The sequence below is a fragment of the Xanthomonas vasicola pv. musacearum NCPPB 4379 genome (assembly GCF_000277895.2).
Taxonomy (GTDB): domain Bacteria; phylum Pseudomonadota; class Gammaproteobacteria; order Xanthomonadales; family Xanthomonadaceae; genus Xanthomonas; species Xanthomonas vasicola.
In genome coordinates this window covers 3430219-3452674 of record NZ_CP034655.1, presented here as the reverse complement: position 1 = coordinate 3452674, position 22456 = coordinate 3430219, and the positions used below count along the sequence as shown (strand labels likewise).

At 62.9% G+C, this 22456-nt stretch carries 18 protein-coding genes and 3 pseudogenes; 6 read left to right on the top strand and 15 right to left on the bottom strand.

Translation table 11 applies throughout. The features are described from left to right. Positions 1–201 precede the first annotated feature (201 nt). Positions 202–1774: pseudogene (xopAU, locus tag KWO_RS16110) on the bottom strand (XopAU family type III secretion system effector serine/threonine kinase). A 396-nt stretch (positions 1775–2170) separates the two neighbouring features. On the opposite strand from xopAU, the gene xopAV (KWO_RS16100) reads away from it, so the two are divergent. Together xopAV (KWO_RS16100) and xopAV (KWO_RS16095) are read left to right on the top strand one after the other, a co-directional pair. Continuing rightward, entirely contained in the window at positions 2171–2953 is a 783-nt protein-coding gene (gene xopAV / locus KWO_RS16100; RefSeq protein WP_017114053.1) for a type III secretion system effector XopAV, read from the top strand. A 688-nt stretch (positions 2954–3641) separates the two neighbouring features. Then, positions 3642–4401, top strand: a pseudogene (xopAV, locus tag KWO_RS16095) (type III secretion system effector XopAV). A 63-nt stretch (positions 4402–4464) separates the two neighbouring features. On the opposite strand, the gene KWO_RS16090 reads toward xopAV (KWO_RS16095), so the two are convergent. After that, complete coding sequence (locus tag KWO_RS16090) at positions 4465–5094, bottom strand: TetR/AcrR family transcriptional regulator (RefSeq protein WP_010376195.1); 630 nt, start codon at positions 5092–5094, stop codon at positions 4465–4467. 214 nt (positions 5095–5308) lie between these two features. Here KWO_RS16090 and KWO_RS16085 point away from each other — a divergent pair, with 214 nt between their 5' ends. The 3 genes and pseudogenes from KWO_RS16085 to KWO_RS16075 all read left to right on the top strand — a co-directional run. Beyond that, positions 5309–6088: a histidine phosphatase family protein gene (locus tag KWO_RS16085; protein WP_010376197.1), complete on the top strand. Its 780-nt coding sequence runs from the start codon at positions 5309–5311 to the stop codon at positions 6086–6088. Beyond that, on the top strand, positions 6088–6957 hold the full coding sequence (locus KWO_RS16080) for an NAD(P)H-hydrate dehydratase (RefSeq protein WP_010368470.1): 870 nt from the start codon (positions 6088–6090) through the stop codon (positions 6955–6957). The genes KWO_RS16085 and KWO_RS16080 overlap by 1 nt, the downstream gene beginning before the upstream one ends. A gap of 539 nt (positions 6958–7496) precedes the next feature. Continuing rightward, positions 7497–8111, top strand: a pseudogene (locus tag KWO_RS16075) (glycosyl hydrolase); the annotation flags it as partial. 114 nt (positions 8112–8225) lie between these two features. Here KWO_RS16075 and KWO_RS16070 read toward each other — a convergent pair. From KWO_RS16070 to aspS, 11 genes are all read right to left on the bottom strand, one after another. Then, positions 8226–9209, bottom strand: a complete 984-nt coding sequence (locus KWO_RS16070; RefSeq protein ID WP_017113471.1) for an IS5 family transposase — start codon at positions 9207–9209, stop codon at positions 8226–8228. 251 nt (positions 9210–9460) lie between these two features. Continuing rightward, a complete protein-coding gene (locus KWO_RS23100; protein WP_227254246.1) occupies positions 9461–10258 on the bottom strand; it encodes a hypothetical protein in 798 nt (265 codons plus the stop codon). A gap of 1149 nt (positions 10259–11407) precedes the next feature. After that, positions 11408–11668 (bottom strand): hypothetical protein, encoded by a 261-nt coding sequence (locus KWO_RS16060; RefSeq protein WP_125168843.1) that lies wholly within the window; start codon positions 11666–11668, stop codon positions 11408–11410. A 71-nt stretch (positions 11669–11739) separates the two neighbouring features. Then, positions 11740–12723 carry an IS5 family transposase gene (locus tag KWO_RS16055; RefSeq protein ID WP_017113471.1) on the bottom strand — a complete coding sequence of 328 codons (984 nt, stop codon included), beginning with the start codon at positions 12721–12723 and terminating at the stop codon, positions 11740–11742. 63 nt (positions 12724–12786) lie between these two features. Then, on the bottom strand, positions 12787–14694 hold the full coding sequence (locus KWO_RS16050) for a potassium transporter Kup (protein WP_010379632.1): 1908 nt from the start codon (positions 14692–14694) through the stop codon (positions 12787–12789). Positions 14695–14891: 197 nt separating this feature from the next. Continuing rightward, positions 14892–15476 carry a Holliday junction branch migration protein RuvA gene (gene ruvA / locus KWO_RS16045; RefSeq protein WP_010363969.1) on the bottom strand — a complete coding sequence of 195 codons (585 nt, stop codon included), beginning with the start codon at positions 15474–15476 and terminating at the stop codon, positions 14892–14894. Between the two features lie 157 nt (positions 15477–15633). Beyond that, positions 15634–16158 carry a crossover junction endodeoxyribonuclease RuvC gene (gene ruvC, locus KWO_RS16040; protein WP_010363966.1) on the bottom strand — a complete coding sequence of 175 codons (525 nt, stop codon included), beginning with the start codon at positions 16156–16158 and terminating at the stop codon, positions 15634–15636. A 113-nt stretch (positions 16159–16271) separates the two neighbouring features. Next, positions 16272–17000 carry a YebC/PmpR family DNA-binding transcriptional regulator gene (locus KWO_RS16035; RefSeq protein WP_010379631.1) on the bottom strand — a complete coding sequence of 243 codons (729 nt, stop codon included), beginning with the start codon at positions 16998–17000 and terminating at the stop codon, positions 16272–16274. A gap of 89 nt (positions 17001–17089) precedes the next feature. Continuing rightward, positions 17090–17767 carry an alpha/beta hydrolase gene (locus tag KWO_RS16030; protein WP_017112578.1) on the bottom strand — a complete coding sequence of 226 codons (678 nt, stop codon included), beginning with the start codon at positions 17765–17767 and terminating at the stop codon, positions 17090–17092. Between the two features lie 112 nt (positions 17768–17879). Continuing rightward, complete coding sequence (locus tag KWO_RS16025; protein ID WP_010379628.1) at positions 17880–18407, bottom strand: GNAT family N-acetyltransferase; 528 nt, start codon at positions 18405–18407, stop codon at positions 17880–17882. Positions 18408–18717: 310 nt separating this feature from the next. After that, positions 18718–20484 (bottom strand): aspartate--tRNA ligase, encoded by a 1767-nt coding sequence (gene aspS / locus KWO_RS16020; RefSeq protein WP_010379625.1) that lies wholly within the window; start codon positions 20482–20484, stop codon positions 18718–18720. Between the two features lie 157 nt (positions 20485–20641). Between aspS and KWO_RS16015 the strand changes: the two genes are divergently transcribed. Next, on the top strand, positions 20642–21409 hold the full coding sequence (locus tag KWO_RS16015; protein ID WP_010379624.1) for a DUF3011 domain-containing protein: 768 nt from the start codon (positions 20642–20644) through the stop codon (positions 21407–21409). Positions 21410–21614: 205 nt separating this feature from the next. On the opposite strand, the gene KWO_RS16010 is transcribed toward KWO_RS16015, so the two are convergent. Both KWO_RS16010 and KWO_RS16005 read right to left on the bottom strand, forming a co-directional pair. Beyond that, the gene (locus KWO_RS16010) at positions 21615–21854 is read right to left on the bottom strand and encodes a response regulator (protein WP_017112579.1); all 240 of its coding nucleotides are present in this window, start codon (positions 21852–21854) and stop codon (positions 21615–21617) included. A 157-nt stretch (positions 21855–22011) separates the two neighbouring features. Beyond that, positions 22012–22305, bottom strand: a complete 294-nt coding sequence (locus KWO_RS16005; protein WP_010379621.1) for an FmdB family zinc ribbon protein — start codon at positions 22303–22305, stop codon at positions 22012–22014. Positions 22306–22456 lie beyond the last annotated feature (151 nt).

Sequence of the window (22456 nt, the reverse complement as noted above, 5' to 3'; positions counted from 1 at the left end):
ATGGGCGCATCACCGGCACGGGTATGGCAGCAAGCAGCGGTGCCGATTGAATGCCCGAATCAGTGCTCAGACTGCGCGCGTGCGTGCACACTTGCCTCACCTGTTTTTCAATCCCGCGTTTCTAGACCCGGCTACTACACCCGGCGTGGCCCATCGGCTCGCGCTCACCTGTAATGTGGGCGCTGCTAAAAATAATTGCCGCTAAAAAGAAGGCAAGCGCCTCAGTTTTTCGTAGGTGCGGTGCATCCGATCACGGGGCGGGAGCGGCTGTTGGGTGAAAAAGGGGTTGCGCAGCAAGATCTCCGCCTTGGTGCGCTGGCCGGTTCCATCGTCCAGCATGCTGTTGAAGAAGCGGACTACCGTGCGCTTGTGGTCGGCCGGGAGAGCCTGCAACGCATCCATGAAGGGGAAGCTGTCTGCGGTCTTGGCGCGATTGATCCCGATCATGCCCATGTTGTAGTCGGGGCGCTTGAGAACATGCACCAGCAGTTGCGCCACGCTGTAGACGTCGCGCGTATGCCTGGCAGGGCTGCTCAAGTCGTAAAAGCCCGGTGTGCCGCCGCGGTTAGGGTCGCCTTCCTCTGAGCCGAGTCCCAGGTCGATCACCCGAAAGATCTTCGCGGGTTGGTCGTACATGACGTTGTTGTGCGAGATGTCCTGATGCACGATGCCGGCGTCTTCGCAGCAGGCAATGCCCACTAGTACATCGGCCATCAGCTGCCGGGCCAGGCCGAGATACTCCATGGCGCTGATGGCCTTGCTGCAGCGCTGTGCGTGCGCGGGCAATCATGCTGCGCACGCTGATGCCGTCGATTTTCTCCAGCAAAATTCCGAAGGTGTGTTCGATCTGCACCACGCCGTGGGCGCGGACGATATACGGCACCGCATCCACCGACCTGATTATTTGATACTCCTGGAAGATCATGGCTTTGCGCGCAGCGATGTGTTGCTGCAGCGCCTGTGCGTCTGCAACCGAAGTGGGGTCGCCCGGTATCGGTGGGGTCGGCGGTTGCGGGTCGGTGCGTAACAAGGCCTTGAAGATGAAGTCGCGTCCGCAATTTTGCCCGCCCTGCCAGAGATCTTCGGCCAGCCGCACCGCGTTGGTCGAGGCGGATGCGCCGGTGCCGACGGTTGGCATGGCGTCCAGCGTTCCTGCAGTGCCTGCGTGCCCGGTTTCCAGCGCCACGTGGAGAAACCCACCATCTACATCCGAGGCGCCGGGCTTCAACGCCGAGAGCTTCTGGATCAGGTCCGGGCGTTCGGATCGGCTGGTCAGCGATTTCACCGGACGCGGGCTCAGCACGACGTGCTGCCTGGCATGACGCATATCGCTGACCAGCTGCCGTGCGTTGCGCAAGTTCTGGAATGCGTCACTGCTGTCGGTGCCCGCAAGGGCCGATGTGTGCGCCGGCGTCTCCAGCAGGCAGGCCCAGGTCGGTGAGCCGGGCTGCGGGCTCAGACGAGGGCTGCGGCCGGTGGCAGACGTCGTTGGCGAGTCGCTACTGGATGAGGACCAGGTGTGCGGTGCCAATGCTGCCTGCAGGCGGGGCACCACGACCTCCAGGTGCGTACTTTCATCCGCGAGCACGCCGGTGGTGCTTCTTCTTTTTTCCAGCAGGTTGAGCGGATGGTCTGCGACGGGATGGGGCGGGGTGTGCTGCTCGGTCGCCTGGGCAGTTTCGGGTGCATCGCGCTCTGCGTCTGCGCGCAGCGCTGTGGAAGGGAGAGTGAAGTTGCCGGAGATCTGTTTCATGGTCCAGGCCAGTCTGGTCAATGATCATCCGAGGTGGCTCTGGCGGTTCGGTTGCAACACGCGGCATGTGGCAGCTGGTGGGAGCCCGCTGCAACCAGCAGCCACTCAGCAGCGTCACCGGCATCATCATTGAGGCGGTGGTGCATGCATAGGGAGCAATGAACGAAGCTGTGCAAGCGTGGGCGAAGCTGCGCCAGTACTACATGTGCTTGCATCTGGCGTGGTGGCTAGGCGCCGGATGTGGTGGCCAACGCGCGCTTTCAACATGATCGCCAGCCACCCTGCTCGTTCGTCTGCAGCGATGCGCTGGTGCTGGCTTGGACAGTTTGCGCGCTTTGGCATGCGCAGTGCCGCTTGTTTCGTGTTCGGCAATGGTTTTTCGGCAGGATGCATCATGCACGATCACGCTGGTGAACAGTGGAGCGCATCGATAGCGGAGAGGTGACCATGCAACCTTTAGCATTGACATCCGTCACGCGGCGAGGTGCCAGGCGCGAGCAGCAAGAGGGCGCGACCGTGGCAGATGCTGGCCCGTCTGCACCGGCCAGTGACCCGCATGCCAATACGCAACTGGTTCAGGAGTTGCGACGCTTGCCCATGCGTGAAGCGCCGCTCAGGGCGGCGCGCACGCCTCCTGGCGTCCGCATCGCGCGGTTCGGGCGGCTAGCGGCGCACATTTGCGCTGCTCCTGTGGTGTCAGTCTTCGGCTTTAATGTTGTCTGTGCGGCAGGCGTTGGCGCTTATGGGTATGCAACACACGATGAATACTCTAAGACCTATGCAAGGATCTCGGCTCTGGGAGCTGTGGGTTCTGCAGTGGCGTTCGGTGGGGTGACCTTGGCGGATTATTTGGCTGACCGTTACATTGAGGCGCAGGCGCGGGCGGATGCGCAACGGCCGCCCGTGCAGAAGGCACAGAGGGCTAGCGAGCTGGAAACAACGGTCGCCTGTCTTGATACGTCGGTCGAAATGGTGACTATGCCGGAGGAAGATGGTCCTTACGCCCACTTGACCCTTGGCGAGCAGACGGCCCTGGCCAAGGATCTGCTGAATCTCATCACCGCAGAGCGTTCCCGCTTGCCGCCTGAACTGTGGAGCGCGGCCAGCGGCGTGCGCGACCCGCATGTGTTGGTCGAACGGCTTCTGGCAGCGGCAGCGGCCCGCGCAGCGAAGGCGGCGTCCACGTCGTCGACGTCCTGAGTGCACGGGCGTCAATCGGCGTCCAGCGCTGCGCTAACGCGTCACCGCCGCCAACTTCAAGATACGCGACGAGCTGCTGCGTAGCACCGGCTGTAGGGCGCTCGACAGCAACTTCTGCCGTAGCGATCTTCAAAGAGGTCTGCACAGCAGGCCATCAAACAACGATAGACGTTGAGTCGCTGGCAATGCAGAGGACAGCCTTTGCCCGCGTCGGCGTCAGCAGGCTCTGTCACCGTCTTGGCGGTCCACAGTCCTTACCGCGTGGCCCCGGGGCAAGAGCAACGGTTTTGTATTGCGACGCCTGAGCGACCGCGCGCTGTGGCGATGCGAGCCCGCTGCTTCGGCAGCCAGAAGACGGGTTGCGTGAGAGCACTGCGCTAGCGGTGGCAAAGAGACGTTGGCCATGTAGCTCTCGGATGTGTGCTGCATGCGTAGCGGTCGGCCCATGATGCGCGATTTCACCCGGTTCGACGCGTGGTAGCAGATCGCCAGCACATGGCCAGCAGTCGATCGCCCAGCAGGGCGCTTTGCCTGGATCGACCATGCTTGCCATCCAATGTGTCGGGAATTGTGGTGCGCGTTTCGCCATCGGTCACGCTTATTCGGGCAATGCCGCGCGTGCGTGATTGGGCAACGGAACAATGGGGTTCCATCTATCTATGAGAGGTGATGTATGCATCCTGTGGCGATGACGACGGCAGTGCGCCGGGGGGGCGAAGCAGAGTCAGGAAGATAGGGTTCCCGCGTCAGATGCCGGCCCCTCTGCACGTTTCCATGACCCGCATGCCAATACGCAGCTGGCCCAGAGTCTGCCGCGGCGGGTTGTACGTGAGGCGCCTCTCAGGCCGGCCGGGAGGGCGGCCGCTCAAGGCGCGCAGCCGCAGGAACAAGCCGCTGGCGTGCGCGTGGCCAATGCGGTGCGTGAATTAGCAGATAGCGCAGCTGTGGTGGGCGCTGGACTGGTGTTTGCTTATGGCGGAAACACTTTTTACAAAAACTCGATGCAAGCCGGTTCTGCTGCTGACCCTCGCTACCATGAAAGCGTGGCCTTGGGAGGTGCCAAGACAATGCTTGGCGCGGCGGCGGCATACGGTGGCTTAAAGGCCATTGAGTATCTCGCTAACGGGTACATACGGGCGCAAGCGCGTGGGCAAAAAGGCCAGCGGGCGCGGGAATTGGGGACCACCGAAGCGTGTCTGGATGCGGCGCTCGAAATGGTGAGCACGCCGGATGCCGACAATCCCGGTCCTGACATGAACGTAGGCGAGCAGATTGCGTTAGCCAGGGATCTGCTGCACCTCATAACGGTGGAGCGTTCTCGCTTGCCCCCGGATCTGTGGAACGCGGCCAGCGGTGTTGGCGGCGATGCGCACAGGTTGGTCACCCAGCTTTTGCAGGCAGCCAGGGCCCGTGCAGTGGAGGAAGCGTCAACGTCGTCGGCAAATTGAGTGGGCGCTGGCAGATGGCGGAAGCATGCGGTCCGCAATCGACGAGCCGGTGCCGCTTAAGGGCTACACCGGCGCCGACTTGAGGATGCCTGACAGGCTCTCGCGCAGGATCAGCTGCAGATGCATGCGGTTGAGTTCCATGCCGCTGGTCATCACGCTGTGCAGGCCGCCGCACATGGCGGCGACGGCGAAGACGCGGGCCTGGAATTCCTGTTCGCTGCTGGCGGTGTCGGTGTGGCCGCGGAGCAGGCGTTTGAGCAAGGCGCTGAGGTGTTCGATCAGCGAGGCGCTCTGCCGGCGCATGAAGGCGGCCAGCACCGGGTCGCGCAAGGTGGCCAGGTGTAGCTCCAGGTCGATGCGGGTGCGCTTGATGTTGATTTCCTGCAGCAGCCAGTCTTCGAGCAGGCCGGCAATGAAGTCCACCACGTGCACGTTGGCCGGTCGTTCCACCAGCCACATCTGGCGGATGGCGCGCATGTAGTTGCGTTCCAGCAGTGCGCGCACTAGGGCATCTTTGTCTGCGAAACGCTGCAGCAGGTTGCCGCATGCCAGGCGCGCGCGTTCGGCGATCAGTTCGAAGCTGGTGGCGGACAGGCCGATCTCGTCGATGCAGCGCTCGGCGGCGTCCAGTACGTCGTCTAGCAGGAGCTCTTCGCGTTGTTTTGCGGTGCGCAGCTGAAGGACGTTGGACATGAGCGAGCGATCTGCAGGGGGCTGCAGTATACCGATGCAGGGTTACGCATCCATTGGAATGCGCTGGCGTGTGCGTCGTGCCGTGTCCGCCGCAGCGAGGCTGTCTGCGGGCTCATGCATGACACCGGTGGCGCGGCGATGACGTGGCCATCGGCGTGGTCGACCAGCTGTTCACGGCAGCTGTGCGACACGTGGTGGCGACGTCATGCAGGAGATGGGTGTGAGTGAGACCAGCGCGGTTGCGGGTGTGTCGGCGCAGTGGCCGGCGCGGTTGTGGGTGGTGCGACATGGGCAGAGTGCGGGCAACGTGGCGCGCGATCTGGCCGAGTCCAATGGGGCAGCGTTGATCGACCTGGAACACCGCGATGCGGATGTGCCGTTATCGGGCTTGGGCGAGCGGCAGGCGGAGGCCTTGGGCGCCTGGATGGCTGGCTTGCCCGCGCACGAGCGGCCGACCTTGATCTTGAGTTCCACCTACGTGCGTGCGCGGCAGACCGCTGCTGCGGTTGCGCGTGCGCTTGGGCAGCCGGCCGATGCGGTGAGCGTGGACGAGCGGCTGCGCGAGAAGGAATTCGGCGTGCTCGACCGTTACACCACGGCCGGCATTCTGGCGACGTTTCCAGAGTTGGCCGAGCAACGCACGCTGGTCGGCAAATTCTATTTTCGCCCGCCCGGTGGCGAGAGCTGGTGCGATGTGATCTTTCGCTTGCGCAGCATCGTGGGCGACCTGCAGCGCAACCATGTGGGCGCGCGCGTGCTGATCGTGGGGCATCAGGTGATCGTCAATTGCTTCCGCTACCTGATCGAGCGGATGGACGAGGCCACCATCCTGGCCATCGATCGCCAAGGCGATGTGCCGAACTGTGGTGTCACCGAATATGCGGCCGCCGTCGATGGGCAATCGCTGGAATTGGTGCGGACAAAATTCGTGCCGCCCGAATTGGCCGATGAGCCGGTGACGACCGAATCCGATCGCCCGGCCGGAGCACGCTGATGGCTGCCGCGCGCATCCGCACACTCACCGCCACTGCACTGCGTGCGATGCCGTTGCCATCGCCCGGCGGCGACAAGGAGCAGCGTGGCCGCGTGCTGGTGGTGGGCGGGTCGATGCGCGTGCCTGGCGCTGCATTGCTGGCGGGCGAAGCCGCGTTGCGCGCAGGCGCGGGCAAGTTGCAGATCGCCACTGCTGCGAGTGTGGCGCCCGCAATGGCGCTGGCGGTGCCGGAGGCATTGGTGCTGGGCCTGGGGCAGAACGGGCAGGGCGAGATCACGCGCGGGCATCGTGCCTTGGATGCAGCGCTTGCAGCATGCGACGCGGCCGTGATCGGGCCGGGTATGGCGTCTTCCACGACAACAGCGGCACTGGTCAAGCTGGCCGCTGCAAAGGCGGTCTGCACCTTGGTGCTGGATGCGGGGGCATTGTTGCGCAGTTTGCGTGCGCCGCCTGGGCGGCCATTTGTGCTAACGCCGCATGCGGGGGAGATGGCGACCCTCGCTGGCGACGACAAGGCTGCGGTGGAAGCAGCGCCGGGCGAGTACGCGCTGGCTTTCGCACAGAAGATGCGCAGCGTGGTGATCGTCAAGGGCGCGGACAGTTTTATCGCTGGGCCGGATGGTGTGTTGTGGGTGCATCGCGGTGGTGTGCCGGGGTTGGGCACATCCGGGTCTGGCGATACCTTGGCCGGCTTGATCGCAGGGTTTGCTGCGCGGGGTAGCGATGCGTTGACTGCTGCGCTATGGGGCGTGTTTGTGCACGCGGCTGCGGGTAAGCAGCTGTCGAAGCGGATTGGCACTGTGGGATTTCTCGCGCGCGAGATTCCCGCGGAAGTGCCTGGGATCTTGGATCGTTTGTCGCGCAAATGATTGAGCCCCTCTCACTCCGGGAGAGCGGTGAGGGTACGGTTGCTGGGATTGATGCAGATTGAAGTCTTGTGCGTTGTTTTGTTCGCGATGCATTACGCGTGGCCGGCACCTTTAAGTGCACACGTATCCTCATCCGACGCTGCGCCACCTTCTCCTCCATAAAGGGGGGGCAATGCCCCGATGGGAGAAGGAAATGCTGGCGTCGCGGCTTGGCCCCTCTCCCTCCGGGCGAGGGGTTGGGGTGAGGGTACGGGTGCTTGCATTAGTGCAGATTGCAGATTTGCATGTGTCACTGTTTGTGATGCATCACGCCCTACCGGCACCGCCACGTGCACACGTACCCTCATCCGGTGCTGCGCGCCACCTTCTCCCCCATGAAGGGGACAATGTCCCGGCGGGAGAAGGCAGTCTGATGTTACATCTTCTTGCGCTTGCGCCCGTTTGTCCCGCGATGTTGCGGCGCGTTGGTCGGTTAGGCTTGCGCGATCTACCTGGGAGGGTATGCAGTGAAGCGAGCGATGACGTGGTCGGTGGTGGGGGTGTTGGGGATTGGGCTGGGCACGCTGGGCAGCGCGAGTGCAGCAGCGACGGCTGTTGCATCCGCCGCGACGCCAACAGCGGTAGATGAGACCTCGCCAGCGGTGAGCAGCACTGGTGCACTGCGCATCTACACCAGTTCTCAAGGCGCCACGCAGCAGATGCGCGTCAGCACAGCTGCTGCTCCTGCCGCCGGGCATGCGCTGACCGAGAAAGAAAACTCCATCTTCGTCAATCCGCACCGGCAATTTCAGGAACTGCTGGGCATCGGCGGCGCGATTACCGATTCCAGCGCAGAGACCTTCGCCAAGCTGCCCAAGCGTGCGCAACGTGCGCTGCTCACGGCCTATTACGATCCGCAGAAGGGGATCGGCTACACGCTGGCGCGTACCACCATCCATAGCTCGGACTTCAGCAGCGGCAGCTACACCTACATCAAGGAAGGCGATGCGGCGCTGAAGAGTTTTTCGGTCAAGCACGATGCGAAGTACCGCATCCCGATGTTGCGCCAAGCCATTGCGGCGGCCGGCGGCAAGTTGACCACGTTTGCCAGCCCGTGGAGCGCGCCGGCCTTCATGAAAGACAGCAACAACATGCTCAAGGGTGGCAAGTTGTTAGGGATGGTCTGATCAACGCGACCGGAAAACGAAGCAACCGCATCCGCCGCGCTGAGGGCGCTCAAATCGCCGATTTTTTGCCGGTTTCGGCACGTTTGCGGGGTGTTGCCTGGATTACAGGCACAGCTTCCCCGCAGCAGGCATTAACGCTTTGCGCGTCAGCCACAGATTCGATAGTGCAAACAGCGTCAGCACCTGTGCGGTGTTCTTCGCCAAACCGCGATAGCGCACCTTGACGTAACCAAACTGACGCTTGATCACCCGAAACGGGTGTTCCACCTTCGCACGCAGGCTGGCTTTGGTGTGCTCCCAGCGCTTGGCCAACTTCAGTTCGCGCTTATTCTTGATCTGCTTCAGCTTCGAGGGCTTCTCCGCGATCAGGTAGCGCAGCGTGCGCTTGCCCTTCATCTCATCGCGCTTGTCCAGCCCGGTGTAGCCGCTGTCGCCGCTCACAGTGTCTTCCTTGCCGTGCAGCAGCTTGTGCGCCTGCGTGATGTCCGCTGCGTTGGCCGCCGTGCATTCCACGTGGTGCACCAGGCCCGACTCATCGTCCACCCCGATGTGCGCCTTCATCCCGAAGAAGTACTGGTTGCCCTTCTTGGTCTGGTGCATGTCCGGATCGCGCTCGCCATCCTTGTTCTTGGTCGAACTTGGCGCCGCAATGATCGTGGCATCCACGATCGTCCCGCCCCGCAGACTCTGCCCTTTACGCGACAGGTGCGCGTTGACCCGGTTGAACAGCTTGCGCGCCAAATCATGCCGCTCCAGCAAATGCCGGAAGTTGAGAATCGTCGTTTCATCCGGCACCTCATCCAGCCCGCCGATCTTCGCAAAACGGCGCATCGACACCGTGTCGTACAGTGCTTCTTCCGCCGATGGATCGCTCAGTGCGTACCACTGCTGCAAAAAGTGGATGCGCAGCATCGTCTCCAGCCGATACGGCTGTCGCCCCGGCTGCCCCGACTTCGGGTAGTGCGGTTCGATCAGTGCCAGCAGATCCTTCCACGGCACGACCTGGTCCATCTCGGCCAAGAACACCTCACGCCGCGTCCGCTTGCGCTTGCCGTTGTACTCCGCATCGCCGAAGGTCAGTTGCATCGTCGTTGTCCCGTTGCGTCTGTGTGATTGTCGCAGGATCAAGGGGAGTTGTTCAGAGTTTCCTTAACTACTTAGAGAAGGTGCGTCAGTTTGACACTGACGCACCTTTTCATAGCAAAAGATACAGACAGCCAAATACGACTATGACCAGCGATATCAGTAGATAACGCCAAGCATGGCGACTATTTGCTTGCCCGAAGTAGCTTGAAATAACATCAGCGATTTGAGCAAGCAATTCAAACATATTAAAGCTAAATTCCTAACGAGGCCGCTTCGATCGGGGTTCGCCAGTTAAGCGCCGCTGAATCAACGCACACTTTATAGCGCCGGTCTTTGTGCACGCCAGCTACATAAGTGACAATTTGAAGTGCGGTTTTGGCGACATAAGACCATCCCGGGATCCAACCGACCGGCTTCGGAACTAAACTATATGCCTCAGAGCACTCCATAATCTCTTTGGTGACAGTTCCAAGAATATCGCCAACCGCCGCATTCATCTCCCAACCATCCGCAAGCGACTGCCCCCAAATAGAGGCAGCTACCTTGCGCATTTCGGCTTGTTCTGCTGCAGTAGGATCTGCCGCGCTCGCTGACACTGAATTGCGCGAGCCAGAGAAAACGGACGTCGCTTTACGCTCAACTTCAAATTGAGGCGCAAAACGCTTGGCCCAGGCTTGAATAGCAATATGGATTTTTCCATGGTCGGAGCTAAAATACCGAATGCGTCCCGCAGTGGCTGTGTAGTAAGCGGCGTAAACCCGTCCATCGGGGTAGTAGACAAAAGCAGCTGCATCGGTCGCCGACCTCCCCTTTTTCCATCCATCAATTAAGACACCACCGTCTTTAAGCTGAGTAGGATTACCTACCTCGTCAAAGTTTTCCTTGAAGGGAGCATATTGACCATTGAGAACTGCCCTTAGGCTATTCTCAATCCCCGCAGTGGCCACAACCTCATCAAATGGCGTTACTGCTTTTATCGTTGGTGATTGAGCCCACGCCTGAGATGAAATCACCAAAAACAACAACAAAAATCCCCTTAGCAGTTTCATTTCATTTATCTCCATACAAATGCATGACAATTTCCCCCTGCCCGGTCGATGTAAACTACTATTGTTACAGGCGCAAGCGCTGACGGCAAGGCCGTCAGTGGGATGGGCGAAGCCCGGGTTACAGCCAGCCCCCTTCCAGGGGGCGTCCGGCGCAGGGGTGACATGCGTGGGGAAAATGATCCCGGATTTTCGGGATAGCTCTCCCCCAGTCGCGCTGCTCCTATCAACGCGACTCATTGTTTTGCCGCTCAGTGGCTGAAAGCCCTGCGGCGCTTCGCGCCTTGCTGGGGGCTGGCACCGCCCCCAGTCCCCGTGGCGGCCCTTGGCAGGCCGCCGTTTCTTCGCTTTCGCTCAGTCAGGAGCGGCTACGCCCTGACGCTTGCGCTAGGGAAAGCCTTGCGTTCGCAAGAAACCGCAGGCAGAGCTGCCCCTAGCCCAGCCGGGAAACGGCTGAGAGTTTGAAACTCTATCCCTCGCTTGTAGTGCCGCAAAGAAAACGGCTGAGGGTGTGTCTTACTGCACTGCAACGCAATAAAACTAGCGCTATTCACGATGTTGCCATCGCTGCCCAGGTTAGCGCGCGTGATTTGAATCACGCTTTCTCTCTGCCGGTGGCCTTGGCAACATTCCATCGACGCGACTCGATGACAGCTTAAAAGGGTGCCCTAAATCGTTAATCCCCAGTGGCTGAATACCACACGCTTGTTATCGAAAACAGATTGAGAGAACCGTTTAGCTCCAATTTTCTGTTGGAGTGCCCGCCTAGCCTCAACCGCGCCGGCTCTTCAAGGATCAGTCTTTGCGCGAGTAATGTGGAAGGACTTGCGGATTTCGTCAGGCTTGTTAGTATGGCCACAAGGGGCGCCGCCTGGGTAATCGTAGTTTGAGCCTACATTGCTCGCTTCAAAGATTAGTCGTCTTTGGAGCCGCTTTCAAGATAGTAACCCCGGGAATGATTAAGTCAATCACCCCGGGGTTATTTTTTGCGTGAGAAAAGTCACGCTCTCTTCTATTTATTCCGTGATAACCAGCCGCCAAAGGCGGCCAAGGCCCAGGACGGGCCGCAGGTGGCCAATGGCCACGCCCGCCCCGGAGGGGCATGGATGGGAAAGAAAAAGCCCCGGCTTTTTGGGGCTTCCCTCCTTGCACTCACAGCTTAGGCCTTTGCGTGGATGGATCTTTAACCCTCATGACCTTATCCAATTCAAAATCAAGCGTATTTTCACTGCCCACTTGTTTTGGCGCAATCGGCGAAAAACGGGATTTAGGAAGCGGGTAGCGCTTCTCAAAATTAGTCAGTTGCTCGCTTAGCTGCCTGCCTGTCTCGTTCGCTTTTTGCAAGTATTCTGTTTGTTTTTCCGGACTTAGGGATGGTCTGATCAACGCGACCGGAAAACGAAGCAACCGCATCCGCCGCGCTGAGGGCGCTCAAATCGCCGATTTTTTGCCGGTTTCGGCACGTTTGCGGGGTGTTGCCTGGATTACAGGCACAGCTTCCCCGCAGCAGGCATTAACGCTTTGCGCGTCAGCCACAGATTCGATAGTGCAAACAGCGTCAGCACCTGTGCGGTGTTCTTCGCCAAACCGCGATAGCGCACCTTGACGTAACCAAACTGACGCTTGATCACCCGAAACGGGTGTTCCACCTTCGCACGCAGGCTGGCTTTGGTGTGCTCCCAGCGCTTGGCCAACTTCAGTTCGCGCTTATTCTTGATCTGCTTCAGCTTCGAGGGCTTCTCCGCGATCAGGTAGCGCAGCGTGCGCTTGCCCTTCATCTCATCGCGCTTGTCCAGCCCGGTGTAGCCGCTGTCGCCGCTCACAGTGTCTTCCTTGCCGTGCAGCAGCTTGTGCGCCTGCGTGATGTCCGCTGCGTTGGCCGCCGTGCATTCCACGTGGTGCACCAGGCCCGACTCATCGTCCACCCCGATGTGCGCCTTCATCCCGAAGAAGTACTGGTTGCCCTTCTTGGTCTGGTGCATGTCCGGATCGCGCTCGCCATCCTTGTTCTTGGTCGAACTTGGCGCCGCAATGATCGTGGCATCCACGATCGTCCCGCCCCGCAGACTCTGCCCTTTACGCGACAGGTGCGCGTTGACCCGGTTGAACAGCTTGCGCGCCAAATCATGCCGCTCCAGCAAATGCCGGAAGTTGAGAATCGTCGTTTCATCCGGCACCTCATCCAGCCCGCCGATCTTCGCAAAACGGCGCATCGACACCGTGTCGTACAGTGCTTCTTCCGCCGATGGATCGCTCAGTGCGTACCACTGCTGCAAAAAGTGGATGCGCAGCATCGTCTCCAGCCGATACGGCTGTCGCCCCGGCTGCCCCGACTTCGGGTAGTGCGGTTCGATCAGTGCCAGCAGATCCTTCCACGGCACGACCTGGTCCATCTCGGCCAAGAACACCTCACGCCGCGTCCGCTTGCGCTTGCCGTTGTACTCCGCATCGCCGAAGGTCAGTTGCATCGTCGTTGTCCCGTTGCGTCTGTGTGATTGTCGCAGGATCAAGGGGAGTTGTTCAGAGTTTCCTTAGATCTCGACTTGCGCACCTAGTTCGACCAGGCGGTTGCCAGGAATGCGGAAGAACCCGGTGGCCGGGGCGGCATTACGATGCATCAGCGCGAACAGCTTGTCGCGCCAGATCGGCATGCCGCGGTTGGCGCTGGCCACGATGGTTTCGCGGCTGGCGAAATATGTGGTGTCCATCGGATCGAAATAGATCCCGCCCTGGTCGCAGGAGCGCATCAGCGCCAGCGGCACGTCTGGGGTCTCCATGAAGCCGAAACGCACATGCACGCGGTAGAACTCGTCGCCGATCGCGTCGATCTTCAGCCGTTTACCAGCGGCCGCGTACGGCATCTGCAACGTTTCGACCGTCAGGAACACGTTGCGCTCGTGCAGCACCTTGTTGTGCTTGAGGTTATGCATCAGCGCGTGCGGCACCACCATCGGGTCGGCGGTCAGAAACACTGCGGTGCCGGGCACGCGCACCGGCGGCGCCAGCATCAACCCGGGCAGAAAGGTATCGAGCTTGATGCCGTCCTTGCGGATCTCGTCGTGCAGCAGCTTGCGGCCGCGGCGCCAGGTGCGCATCAGCACGAACAGGATCAGGCCCAGCAATAGCGGGAACCAGGCGCCATCCAGGAACTTGATGATGTTGGCGTAGAAGAATGCGCAGTCCACCGCCAGGAACACCAGCCCGACCAGCCACAGCAGCGGCGCCGGCATACGCGGATTCGCGCGCGCATAGATGATCATCAATACGGTGGTAATCAGCATGGTGCCGGTCACCGAGACGCCGTACGCGGTCGCCAGCGAGGCCGAGTCACCGAAACCGATCACCGCCACCGCCACCAGCGCCAGCAGACACCAATTCACCGCCGGCACGTAGATCTGACCAATCGTGGAGTGCGAGGTGTGGTGAATGTGCATGCGCGGGATATAGCCCAGCTGCATGGCTTGGCTGGCCACCGAATAGGCGCCGGTGATCAGCGCCTGCGAGGCAATCACCGTGGCCGCAGTGGCCAGCACGATCATCGGGTACAAGGCCCAATCGGGCACTGCTTCGTAAAATGGATTGCTGACCGCGGATGGATCGCGCAGCACCAGCGCGCCCTGCCCCAGATAGGTCAGGGTCAGCATGGGCAGCACCACGAACTGCCAGGAACGACGGATCGCCTTGGCGCCGAAATGGCCCATGTCTGCGTACAGCGCCTCGCCGCCGGTCACGGCCAGCACCACCGCGCCGAGCACGAATACCGCATGCCAGTTGTGTTCGGCGAAGAAACGCACGCCCCACCACGGGTTCAGCGCGTGCAGCACTTCCGGTGCGCGCGCCATGTTGTAGACGCCGATTGCGCCTAATGCGAAGAACCAGACCAGCGTGATCGGCCCGAACGCCTTGCCCACGCGCTCGGTGCCGAAGCGCTGGGCCAGGAACAGCATGCTCAGCACCACCAGGGTGATCGGCACGACGAACGGTTCGAGTTTGGGCGCGGCCACCTCCAGGCCTTCCACCGCCGACAGCACCGAAATGGCCGGGGTGATGACGCCGTCGCCGAAGAACAGCGAGGCACCGAAGATGCCGAGGATGCCAACCACATACATCGAGCGCGAACCGCCCGGCAACGTGCGTTGGGCAAGCGCGGTGAGCGCCATGATGCCGCCCTCGCCGTCGTTGTCGGCGCGCATGATCACGGTGACGTATTTGAGCGTGACCACCAGCATCAGCGCCCAGAACACCAGCGACAGGATGCCCAGCACGGTGTCGTGGTCCGGGTTCAACCCATAATGCGGCGAAAACGCCTCCTTCAGGGTGTACAGCGGACTGGTACCGATATCGCCGAAGACGACACCGATGGCGCCGATGACCAAGGCGGTTTGGCTATTGGCGGGCGCGTGGCCGGAGCCGGCTGCTGGTGTAGGGGTGTGGGACATGAGGTGAGCAGTTTTCGCCAGACAGCGTGAAGAAGATGAGGGGCGCAGCGCCTGCCGAAGGCAGCTGCACTACCGGCGCAGGCGACCAATGTACGGGCGGGCCGCGGGCAAGGATGCGCAGTGTACGAGGCGTCCCTCCCGATTCCGAGTGAAGGCCGCGCTCGCTTGGCGGCAGCGCAGTGCTGGGGCGGCTGCGCTCAACGCAGCGCGGCTTGCAGCGCCTTGCGAATGACCGTGGCCACTTCATCGCCTTCTGCACCGGCTTCGCGTGCCATGCGGGCGGCCTCGGCCGGCTTGTAGCCCAGCTGCTGCAAGGCCACGGTGGCTTCGGAGATGGCGTCCGGCCCCAACTGACCGGTGATCGGCGCGCCGCTGCTGAAGTCGGCCGCGCGGTCGCGCAGCTCCACCACCATGCGCTCGGCAGTCTTCTTGCCGATGCCGGGGATGCGGGTCAGCGCGGTGATGTCGCCGCTGGTGATCAGGCGCGCGAACTCGTCCACGGTCACGCCAGACAGCACCGCCAGCGCGATCTTGGCGCCGATGCCGGTGACCTTCTGCACGTCGCGGAACAGCCGCCGCTCGCCTTCGCGCAGAAAGCCGTACAGCGACACGCTGTCTTCCTTTTGCGCGTAATGGGTAAACAGGATCACGTCGCGACCGACATCGGGCAAGTCGTAGAAGGTGCTCATCGGCGCCTCCAGCTCATACCCCACCCCGCCCACATCGATCACCAGCCACGGCGGCTGTTTGTAGGCCAGGATCCCGCGCAGACGGCCGATCATTGGGCACCGCCGTGGCGGTGCCGGGATCCGGGATTCGGGATTGGGGATTGGCAAATTCCCTCGCTGCCGTTAACGAAGGCTACGCACCGCCGAAGCGGCACAGCGCGCGCAGACGCGCCGTTGCGAATCCCAAATCTCCAATCCCAAATCCCGATTGTCATTTCTTGCGGCTCCAGGCCTGTTGGGTATTGACGCCCAAGCGTTGCGCAGTGGCGCGCACGTGAGCGTGAGTGATGGCGACCGCCAAGGCGTCGGCGGCGTCGGGCTGCAGCTTGCCTTTCAAGTTGAGCATGATGCCGACCATGTGCTGCACCTGCACCTTGTCTGCGCCGCCTTTGCCGACCAGCGCCAGCTTGACCTCGTTGGCGGCGTACTCATGCACCGGCAGGTCGCGCATGACCACCGCGCAGATGGCCGCGCCGCGTGCGTGACCGAGCTTGAGCGCGGAAGCGGCACTCTTGCCCATGAACACCTTCTCGATCGCCACCTCGTTCGGCCGGTAGGTCTCGATCAGCTCGCCCAGGCCCTGCAGCAGCCGCTTGAGCCGCTGCGAGAAGTCGCCCTCGCCCAGCAACAGCAGCGGCGCGTGGTGCACATGCCGACTGCGGCCGCCCTCGTCGATATCGATGATGCCGATGCCGGTGCGCTGCGAGCCGGGATCGATACCCAGGATGCGGGTCATCGAGCGGCCGGGATTGGGGATTGGGGATTAGGGATTGGTAAAGCGCGTGCAACGTGCCGGTCGCATCGCTGTTGCGAATCCCTAATGCCGAATCCTGCCATCCCCGTCTTCATTTAGGCGCCAAGCGCCGCTTGATCGACGTTCGAATACACGTCCTGCACGTCGTCCAGGTCTTCGAGCATGTCCAGCAGCTTGCGCACTTGCACCGCGGTGTCGCCGTCCACGGCGATGTCGTTGTCGGCACGGAAGGTGATTTCGGCGTGCTCCGGTTCAAGGCCGGCGGCGGCCAGGGCGTCCCTGACCTGGGCGAAGGCATCCGGGGCGGTGAGCACGTCGATGGCGCCGTCTTCGGGATAGACCACGACATCGTCGGCGCCGGCTTCGATTGCCGCGTCGGTGAGGGTGTCCTCGTCGATGCCGGCGGCGAAGCTGAGCACGCCCAGACGCTTGAACATGAAGGCCACCGAGCCGTCGGTGCCCATGTTGCCGCAGCATTTACTGAAGGCATGGCGCACGTCGGCCACGGTGCGCACGCGGTTATCGGTCAGGCAGTCCACGATCACCGCAACGCCGCCGGGGGCATAGCCCTCGTAGCGCACTTCTTCGTATTCCACGCCTTCCAGCTCGCCGGTGGATTTCTTGATGGCGCGCTCGATCACGTCCTTGGACATGTTCGCCGACAGACCCTTGTCCATGGCGGTGCGCAGACGCGGATTGTTGGACGGGTCGCCGCCGCCGGCACGGGCGGCCACGCTGATCTCGCGGATGATCTTGGTGAACATCTTGCCGCGTTTGGCGTCGGAGGCGTTCTTGCGGCCTTCGATCGAGGGGCCTCTACCCATGGGTGGTTCCAGACTGGCTTGGATGACAGGGCGCGGATTTTACCTGATTGCCTGCCCTCACCGGGGCCACAACATCCGCTGGCAGATGTTCACGACTGGAAGCGGCCGGTGCGCAGGAAGGCCAGCGCCTGTGCGGCGGCCTCGGGCGAGCGCAACAGGCCGCTATGGCTTGCCCGCACCACGCAATGGTCGCGCAACCCGGGCAGACGGGTTTCGGCCAATGCAACAGTTCCGTCCGAACCGCCGTCGAGCGGGGCAAGCCAACGACCGACCCCGCGCGCGACGCTGCCGGCCACCTGACCGATCTCGGCCTGGCCATCCCAGCGCGCGAAGCCCTGTTGCAAGATCGCGGCGCTGCGGCCCATCGCCCACAGCCCGCCACGTTGCGCCAGCCCGCGCGCGGCGGCACTGCCGCATAACGGCGAGCCCAGGCACACCACGCGGCGTACCGGCAGGTCGGGAGCATCCTTCAATGCCTGCAAGGTCATCAGGCCGCCCAGGCTATGGCAGACCACCCAGTGCGCGCGGCTGGCGCGCAGGCGTTCGATCAACCGTGGTACCGCCTGCGCAGGCCCGCCGAGCACGCTGGCGTAGCCAAACAGCGCAGGCGCCAGGCCGTCGGCACGCATCCGCCGCGCTAACGGCAGCAGCCAGTGCGCGGTGTTCCAGATGCCATGTACCAGCAACACGTCGGCGGTTGCGGTGGTCGCCTGGGCGCGTGGACTGCGCCGCGGCGTGGCCGGGCTGATGGGTGATGCGTTGGACACTTCGGTGGTTACCGGGACATGGGCGTCAGATGCGTGCCTGGCGCGCGCGGGACTGCAGGGGCGAAGGCGCAATCGCACTGAGCGGCAGCACTGAGCGGCAGCACTGGTGCGATCAGCCGGCTGCCAGCACCGGCCTGCGCCGCAAAATGTATTCGCGGTCGACGATCTTGCCGACCGGAAAATCGCATTCGCCCACCTTCTCGAAGCCGTAGCGGGCGTAGAACCGTTGCGCGCCGAAATTCTCCGACCACACGCCGATCCACAAGCTGCGCGGGCCGTCGCGCTCCATCCATTGCAGCGCGGTTTCGAACAGCCGGCTGCCCCAGCCGCTGTTCTGGTAGTCCTTCAGCAGATACAACCGCTTGAGTTCTCCATCGCCGGGGCGCACTTCGTCATGCGGCAGCCCACAGGGGCCGGCAGCTGCGTGGCCGACCAACAGGTTGTCCATCTCCAACAGCCAGATCGCGTAATTCGGGTGCGCCAGCACGATACGCGCACGCTCCACGGCATAGGTCTCTTCCAGAAAACCATGCAGGTCTTCTTGCGGATACAGATGTCCGAAGGTCTCGGTAAAGGTCTGTGCGGCCAGAAGCGACAGCGCTTCGGCATCATCCGGCGTGGCGCGGCGAATGCGGGTCATGCGGGCTTCTCGGACAGATCGACGGGGCAGCTTCTCGCATGCTGCGGCGCTGCTGCAAGTGGGGAATCGGGAATCGGAGAGCATCATCAACCGCACCCTGGCCGCGCGCGATGGCGTCATCGCACTGGGAAAGTTACGGTTCGCGACTGGCGGGCGCTCACCTGCTGCGCGCCACGCTGCGCATGCAGCCGTCCGATACCGGCGTTGAGCACGGCGCAGATTCGCTAAGCTAAGGCCTTGCCCAGAAGATTGCCCGCTGCGCATAAACAAACACGGCCACGCATTGGACGCGGCCGTGCTTGAGTGCTGGTCAGACCTGCTTCGGGCGGACCTGCACGTGCACTTCGGCGAGCTGGTCGGCGGCGATCGGCGAGGGGGCGTCGGTCATCAGATCCTGCGCGCCGGTGGTCTTCGGGAACGGGATGACGTCGCGGATGGACTCGGTGCCGGCCATCAGCGCGGCGATGCGGTCGATACCGAACGCGATGCCGCCGTGCGGCGGTGCGCCGTAGTTCAAGGCATCCAGCAGGAAGCCGAACTTGGCGCGCGCTTCTTCCGCGCCGATGCCGAGCAGTTCGAAGACGGCGCTCTGCATGTCGGGGCGATGGATACGAATCGAGCCACCGCCGATTTCATTACCGTTGAGCACCATGTCGTAACCACGCGAGACCGCGATGCGTGCGTTGGCGCGCAGGTCGGCGATATCGTCCACCGCCGGTGCGGTGAAGGGGTGATGCAGGGCCACATAGCGCTGGGCTTCGTCGTCCCATTCAAACATCGGGAAATCGGTGACCCACAGCGGCGCCCAGCCGTCGGCGAGCAGATTGAACTCCTTGCCGGCCTTGAGGCGCAGCGCGCCCATGAAATCGGACACCTTGGTGTAGCCGCCGGCGCCAAAAAACACGATGTCGCCATTGCCGGCACCAACGTGCTTGATCAGCGCAGCAAACGCCTCTTCGCTGAAGAACTTGGCGATCGGCGAACTCACCTCGCCGGTCTCCGACAACTTGATATACGCCAGCCCCTTGGCACCATATTTAGCGGCGTGCGCGGCGTATTCGTCGATCTGCTTGCGCGACAGGCCGGCGCCACCAGGAATGCGTAGCGCGGCGACGCGGCCATCGACATCGTTGGCGGCGGCAGTAAATACCGGGAATTCGCTGGATTTGACCAGCTCGGCCACGTCGACCAATTCCAGCGCGATGCGCAGGTCCGGCTTGTCCGACCCAAAGCGACGCATCGCCTCGGCCCAGGTCATGCGCGGGAACTGCGCGGCCAGGTCCACATCCACCACTTCCTTGAAAATGGCGCGGATCATGACTTCGACAAAATCCTGCACGTCGCGCTCGCGCACGAAGGCAAATTCCATATCGAGCTGAGTGAATTCCAGCTGGCGGTCGGCGCGCAGCGCTTCGTCGCGGAAGCAACGTGCGATTTGGTAGTAACGGTCGAAGCCGGCCACCATCAGGATCTGCTTGAACAACTGCGGGCTCTGCGGCAACGCGTAGAACTCGCCCGGATGCATGCGCGCCGGCACCAGGAAGTCGCGTGCGCCTTCCGGGGTGGCCTTGGTCAGGATCGGGGTTTCGATGTCCTGGAAATCGCGTGCATCCAGATGCCGGCGCAGCGCCTGCACCAGCTTGATGCGGGTGCGCTGCATGCGCTGCATTTCCGGGCGACGCAGGTCCAGGTAACGGTATTTCAGGCGGGTTTCTTCGCCCGGATTCTCATGCGCGTGGAACGGCAGCGGCGCGGCCTTGTTGAGGATGCTGATGCGCGTGGCGATCACTTCCACCTTGCCGGTGCGCAGCTTGTCGTTGACCGCATGGCGCGCGCGCACCACACCTTCCACCTGTAACACGTCCTCGTAGCCCAGGCTGGCGGCCACCTTGAACAGCTCTGCGCTGGCGTCGTCGCCGGCCACCGGTTCCACCGTCACCTGCACGATGCCTTCGTGGTCGCGCAGGTCGATGAAGCACACCCCGCCCAGGTTACGGGCCACGTCGGTCCAGCCGGCGAGAGTGACGGTTTGGCCGATCAAGGTCTCATCGACCAGGCCGCAGAAGTGGGTACGCATCGAAAGCTCCGCTGAAAACCCGACGCAGGACAGCACCGGAAAGCCGGATATTCTGGGGCCGGCGGCCGACAGGAGCAAATGCGCGGGCGCTCATGGTCGCTTAAGTCAGCGCCCGGCTGAATAGGCGCCACGCCCCTCCCGCACCAAGGACGACACGATGCTGCGCACCGCCCTGCTGCTTACCGGCTTCGGCCTGATCACCCTGACCGGCGAGTTTGCCAGCGCCACCGCCAGCGCGCAGGAACGCGGCTGGGACGGCGCCAGCATCACCTGCTCCAGTAACGACAACCGCCGCCGCGAGTGCGATACGCCGTTCCGCGGCCGCGCCGTGCTGGTGGAAAACATCTCCGGCACACGCTGCATCGAAGGCCGCAACTGGGGCAGCGACCGCGGCCGGGTCTGGGTGGACAACGGCTGTCGCGGTCGCTTTGTCGAAGGCCGCAACGGCGGCGGCTGGGGCGGCGGCAATGGCCCAGGTGGTGGCTACGGCGGGGCCGCCGGGACGGTGCGCTGCGAAAGCAACGACCAGCGCCAGAAGATCTGCGACACCGGCTGGCGCCGCGCCATGTTGGTACGCCAACTCTCGAATACCCCGTGCGTGGAAGGCGGCAACTGGCGCCAGGAAGGCGGCCGGATCTGGGTAGACGATGGGTGCCGGGGCGAATTTGCACAGGCCCGCGGTGGCGGTGGCTGGGATCGCGGCGACGGCGGCGACGACCGCCCCAGCAACGACTACGCCATCAACTGCGCCAGCGACGACCGCCGCCTGCGCACCTGCGCCTGGGATGGCCGCTATGGCCGCCCGGTGCTCACCCGCCAGCTTTCCGACACGCGTTGTGAGGAAGGCCGCACCTGGGGCTACGACGATCGCCGCGCCACGGTGTGGGTCAACGATGGTTGCCGGGCGCGCTTCGAAGCGCGTTGAGGCGCCGGTCGCGCAGGCCGGCGTTGTGGGATCGGCCTGCGCGCTTCGGCGAGGCACCGGGCTATTGCTATCGACAACAGCAGGTATTCCAGGCGGTGCGGATCTCGAACCCGGCCGGGGCAACCATAAAGAAGTGCGGCAACACCGGCGCGCGCGACGCGCACGTCGGGGCCGTAGAGCCTGGCAGCCGCGCGCGCATGCCTCGTCAGAAGTTTGCTGGGAATGCAGGTGTGATGGCGGAACCAGACTTACCGAGCATGGCCCAGCCAGCCCATACTCGCCCGCAATGCAGTGCGGCAGCGCCGTCGGCAGCCAGCACCACGCGGTAGCCGTCCATCGACAGCAGCGCGCCGGCATAGGTGCGTGCAGACAGCAAGTCGCCCACACCAGGGCGGCGATGCGGCGATTGCGAGCGCTTGAACAAATCAATCTGCGGGCACAACACTGATGGCGGCGAACTGCGTTGGCGTCTTACAGCCACCTGACCTGGCGGCCAGCAACAACGCAGGCTAGCGTGACCCTGCTGACAGCACGATGCGCGACGCGGGGGCATTTGGCGCGCGGCATCGCGCCAACCGGCGCAATCTGCGCACCGTGACCACTTACGCCGGATCGGACGCGGGCTTGGCCGCAGGCTTGCTCTCTGCTGCCGCGGCCGGTTTGGCATCGCCGCCGGCGCTGCTGCTTTCGGTGAGGTTTTTCTTTTTTTCGCCGGCCGACTTGAAGTCGGTCTCATACCAACCGCTGCCGGACAGGCGGAACGACGGCGCGGTGACCTGACGCTTGATCGTGGCCGCGGCGCAGGCCGGGCAGCTCTGCGGATCGGGGTCGGACATCTTCTGCAGGCGGTCGAATGCGTGGCCGCAGGTGGTGCACTGGAAACCGTAGATGGGCATGGCAGGATCAGTTGAAGACGATGCAGGGGCGCAGATTCTAGACGCATGCAGGCTGGCAGGTGCAGTGGGGGTAGGCGGTGCGCAGCGACAGCCACGGTGGGCGATCAAGGTCGGCGGCGCGTAGCGGGCGGCGACCATGGATGGCCGCTTC

Bases quoted from the DNA above. Each gene is read 5' to 3' on its own strand.
- KWO_RS16025 (WP_010379628.1), bottom strand. From the start codon at position 18,407: ATGACCCGCATTCGCCGCGCCACGCCGGATGATGCCGAAGCGCTGTCG.
- KWO_RS16035 (WP_010379631.1), bottom strand. From the start codon at position 17,000: ATGGGTAGAGGCCCCTCGATCGAAGGCCGCAAGAACGCCTCCGACGCC.
- KWO_RS16060 (WP_125168843.1), bottom strand. From the start codon at position 11,668: ATGCGGTTGCTTCGTTTTCCGGTCGCGTTGATCAGACCATCCCTAAGT.
- ruvA (WP_010363969.1), bottom strand. From the start codon at position 15,476: ATGATCGGCCGTCTGCGCGGGATCCTGGCCTACAAACAGCCGCCGTGG.
- KWO_RS23100 (WP_227254246.1), bottom strand. From the start codon at position 10,258: ATGAAACTGCTAAGGGGATTTTTGTTGTTGTTTTTGGTGATTTCATCT.
- aspS (WP_010379625.1), bottom strand. From the start codon at position 20,484: ATGCGTACCCACTTCTGCGGCCTGGTCGATGAGACCTTGATCGGCCAA.
- KWO_RS16005 (WP_010379621.1), bottom strand. From the start codon at position 22,305: ATGCCCATCTACGGTTTCCAGTGCACCACCTGCGGCCACGCATTCGAC.
- KWO_RS16070 (WP_017113471.1), bottom strand. From the start codon at position 9,209: ATGCAACTGACCTTCGGCGATGCGGAGTACAACGGCAAGCGCAAGCGG.
- KWO_RS16015 (WP_010379624.1), top strand. From the start codon at position 20,642: ATGCTGCGCACCGCCCTGCTGCTTACCGGCTTCGGCCTGATCACCCTG.
- KWO_RS16050 (WP_010379632.1), bottom strand. From the start codon at position 14,694: ATGTCCCACACCCCTACACCAGCAGCCGGCTCCGGCCACGCGCCCGCC.
- KWO_RS16085 (WP_010376197.1), top strand. From the start codon at position 5,309: ATGGGTGTGAGTGAGACCAGCGCGGTTGCGGGTGTGTCGGCGCAGTGG.
- ruvC (WP_010363966.1), bottom strand. From the start codon at position 16,158: ATGACCCGCATCCTGGGTATCGATCCCGGCTCGCAGCGCACCGGCATC.
- KWO_RS16055 (WP_017113471.1), bottom strand. From the start codon at position 12,723: ATGCAACTGACCTTCGGCGATGCGGAGTACAACGGCAAGCGCAAGCGG.
- KWO_RS16090 (WP_010376195.1), bottom strand. From the start codon at position 5,094: ATGTCCAACGTCCTTCAGCTGCGCACCGCAAAACAACGCGAAGAGCTC.
- KWO_RS16080 (WP_010368470.1), top strand. From the start codon at position 6,088: ATGGCTGCCGCGCGCATCCGCACACTCACCGCCACTGCACTGCGTGCG.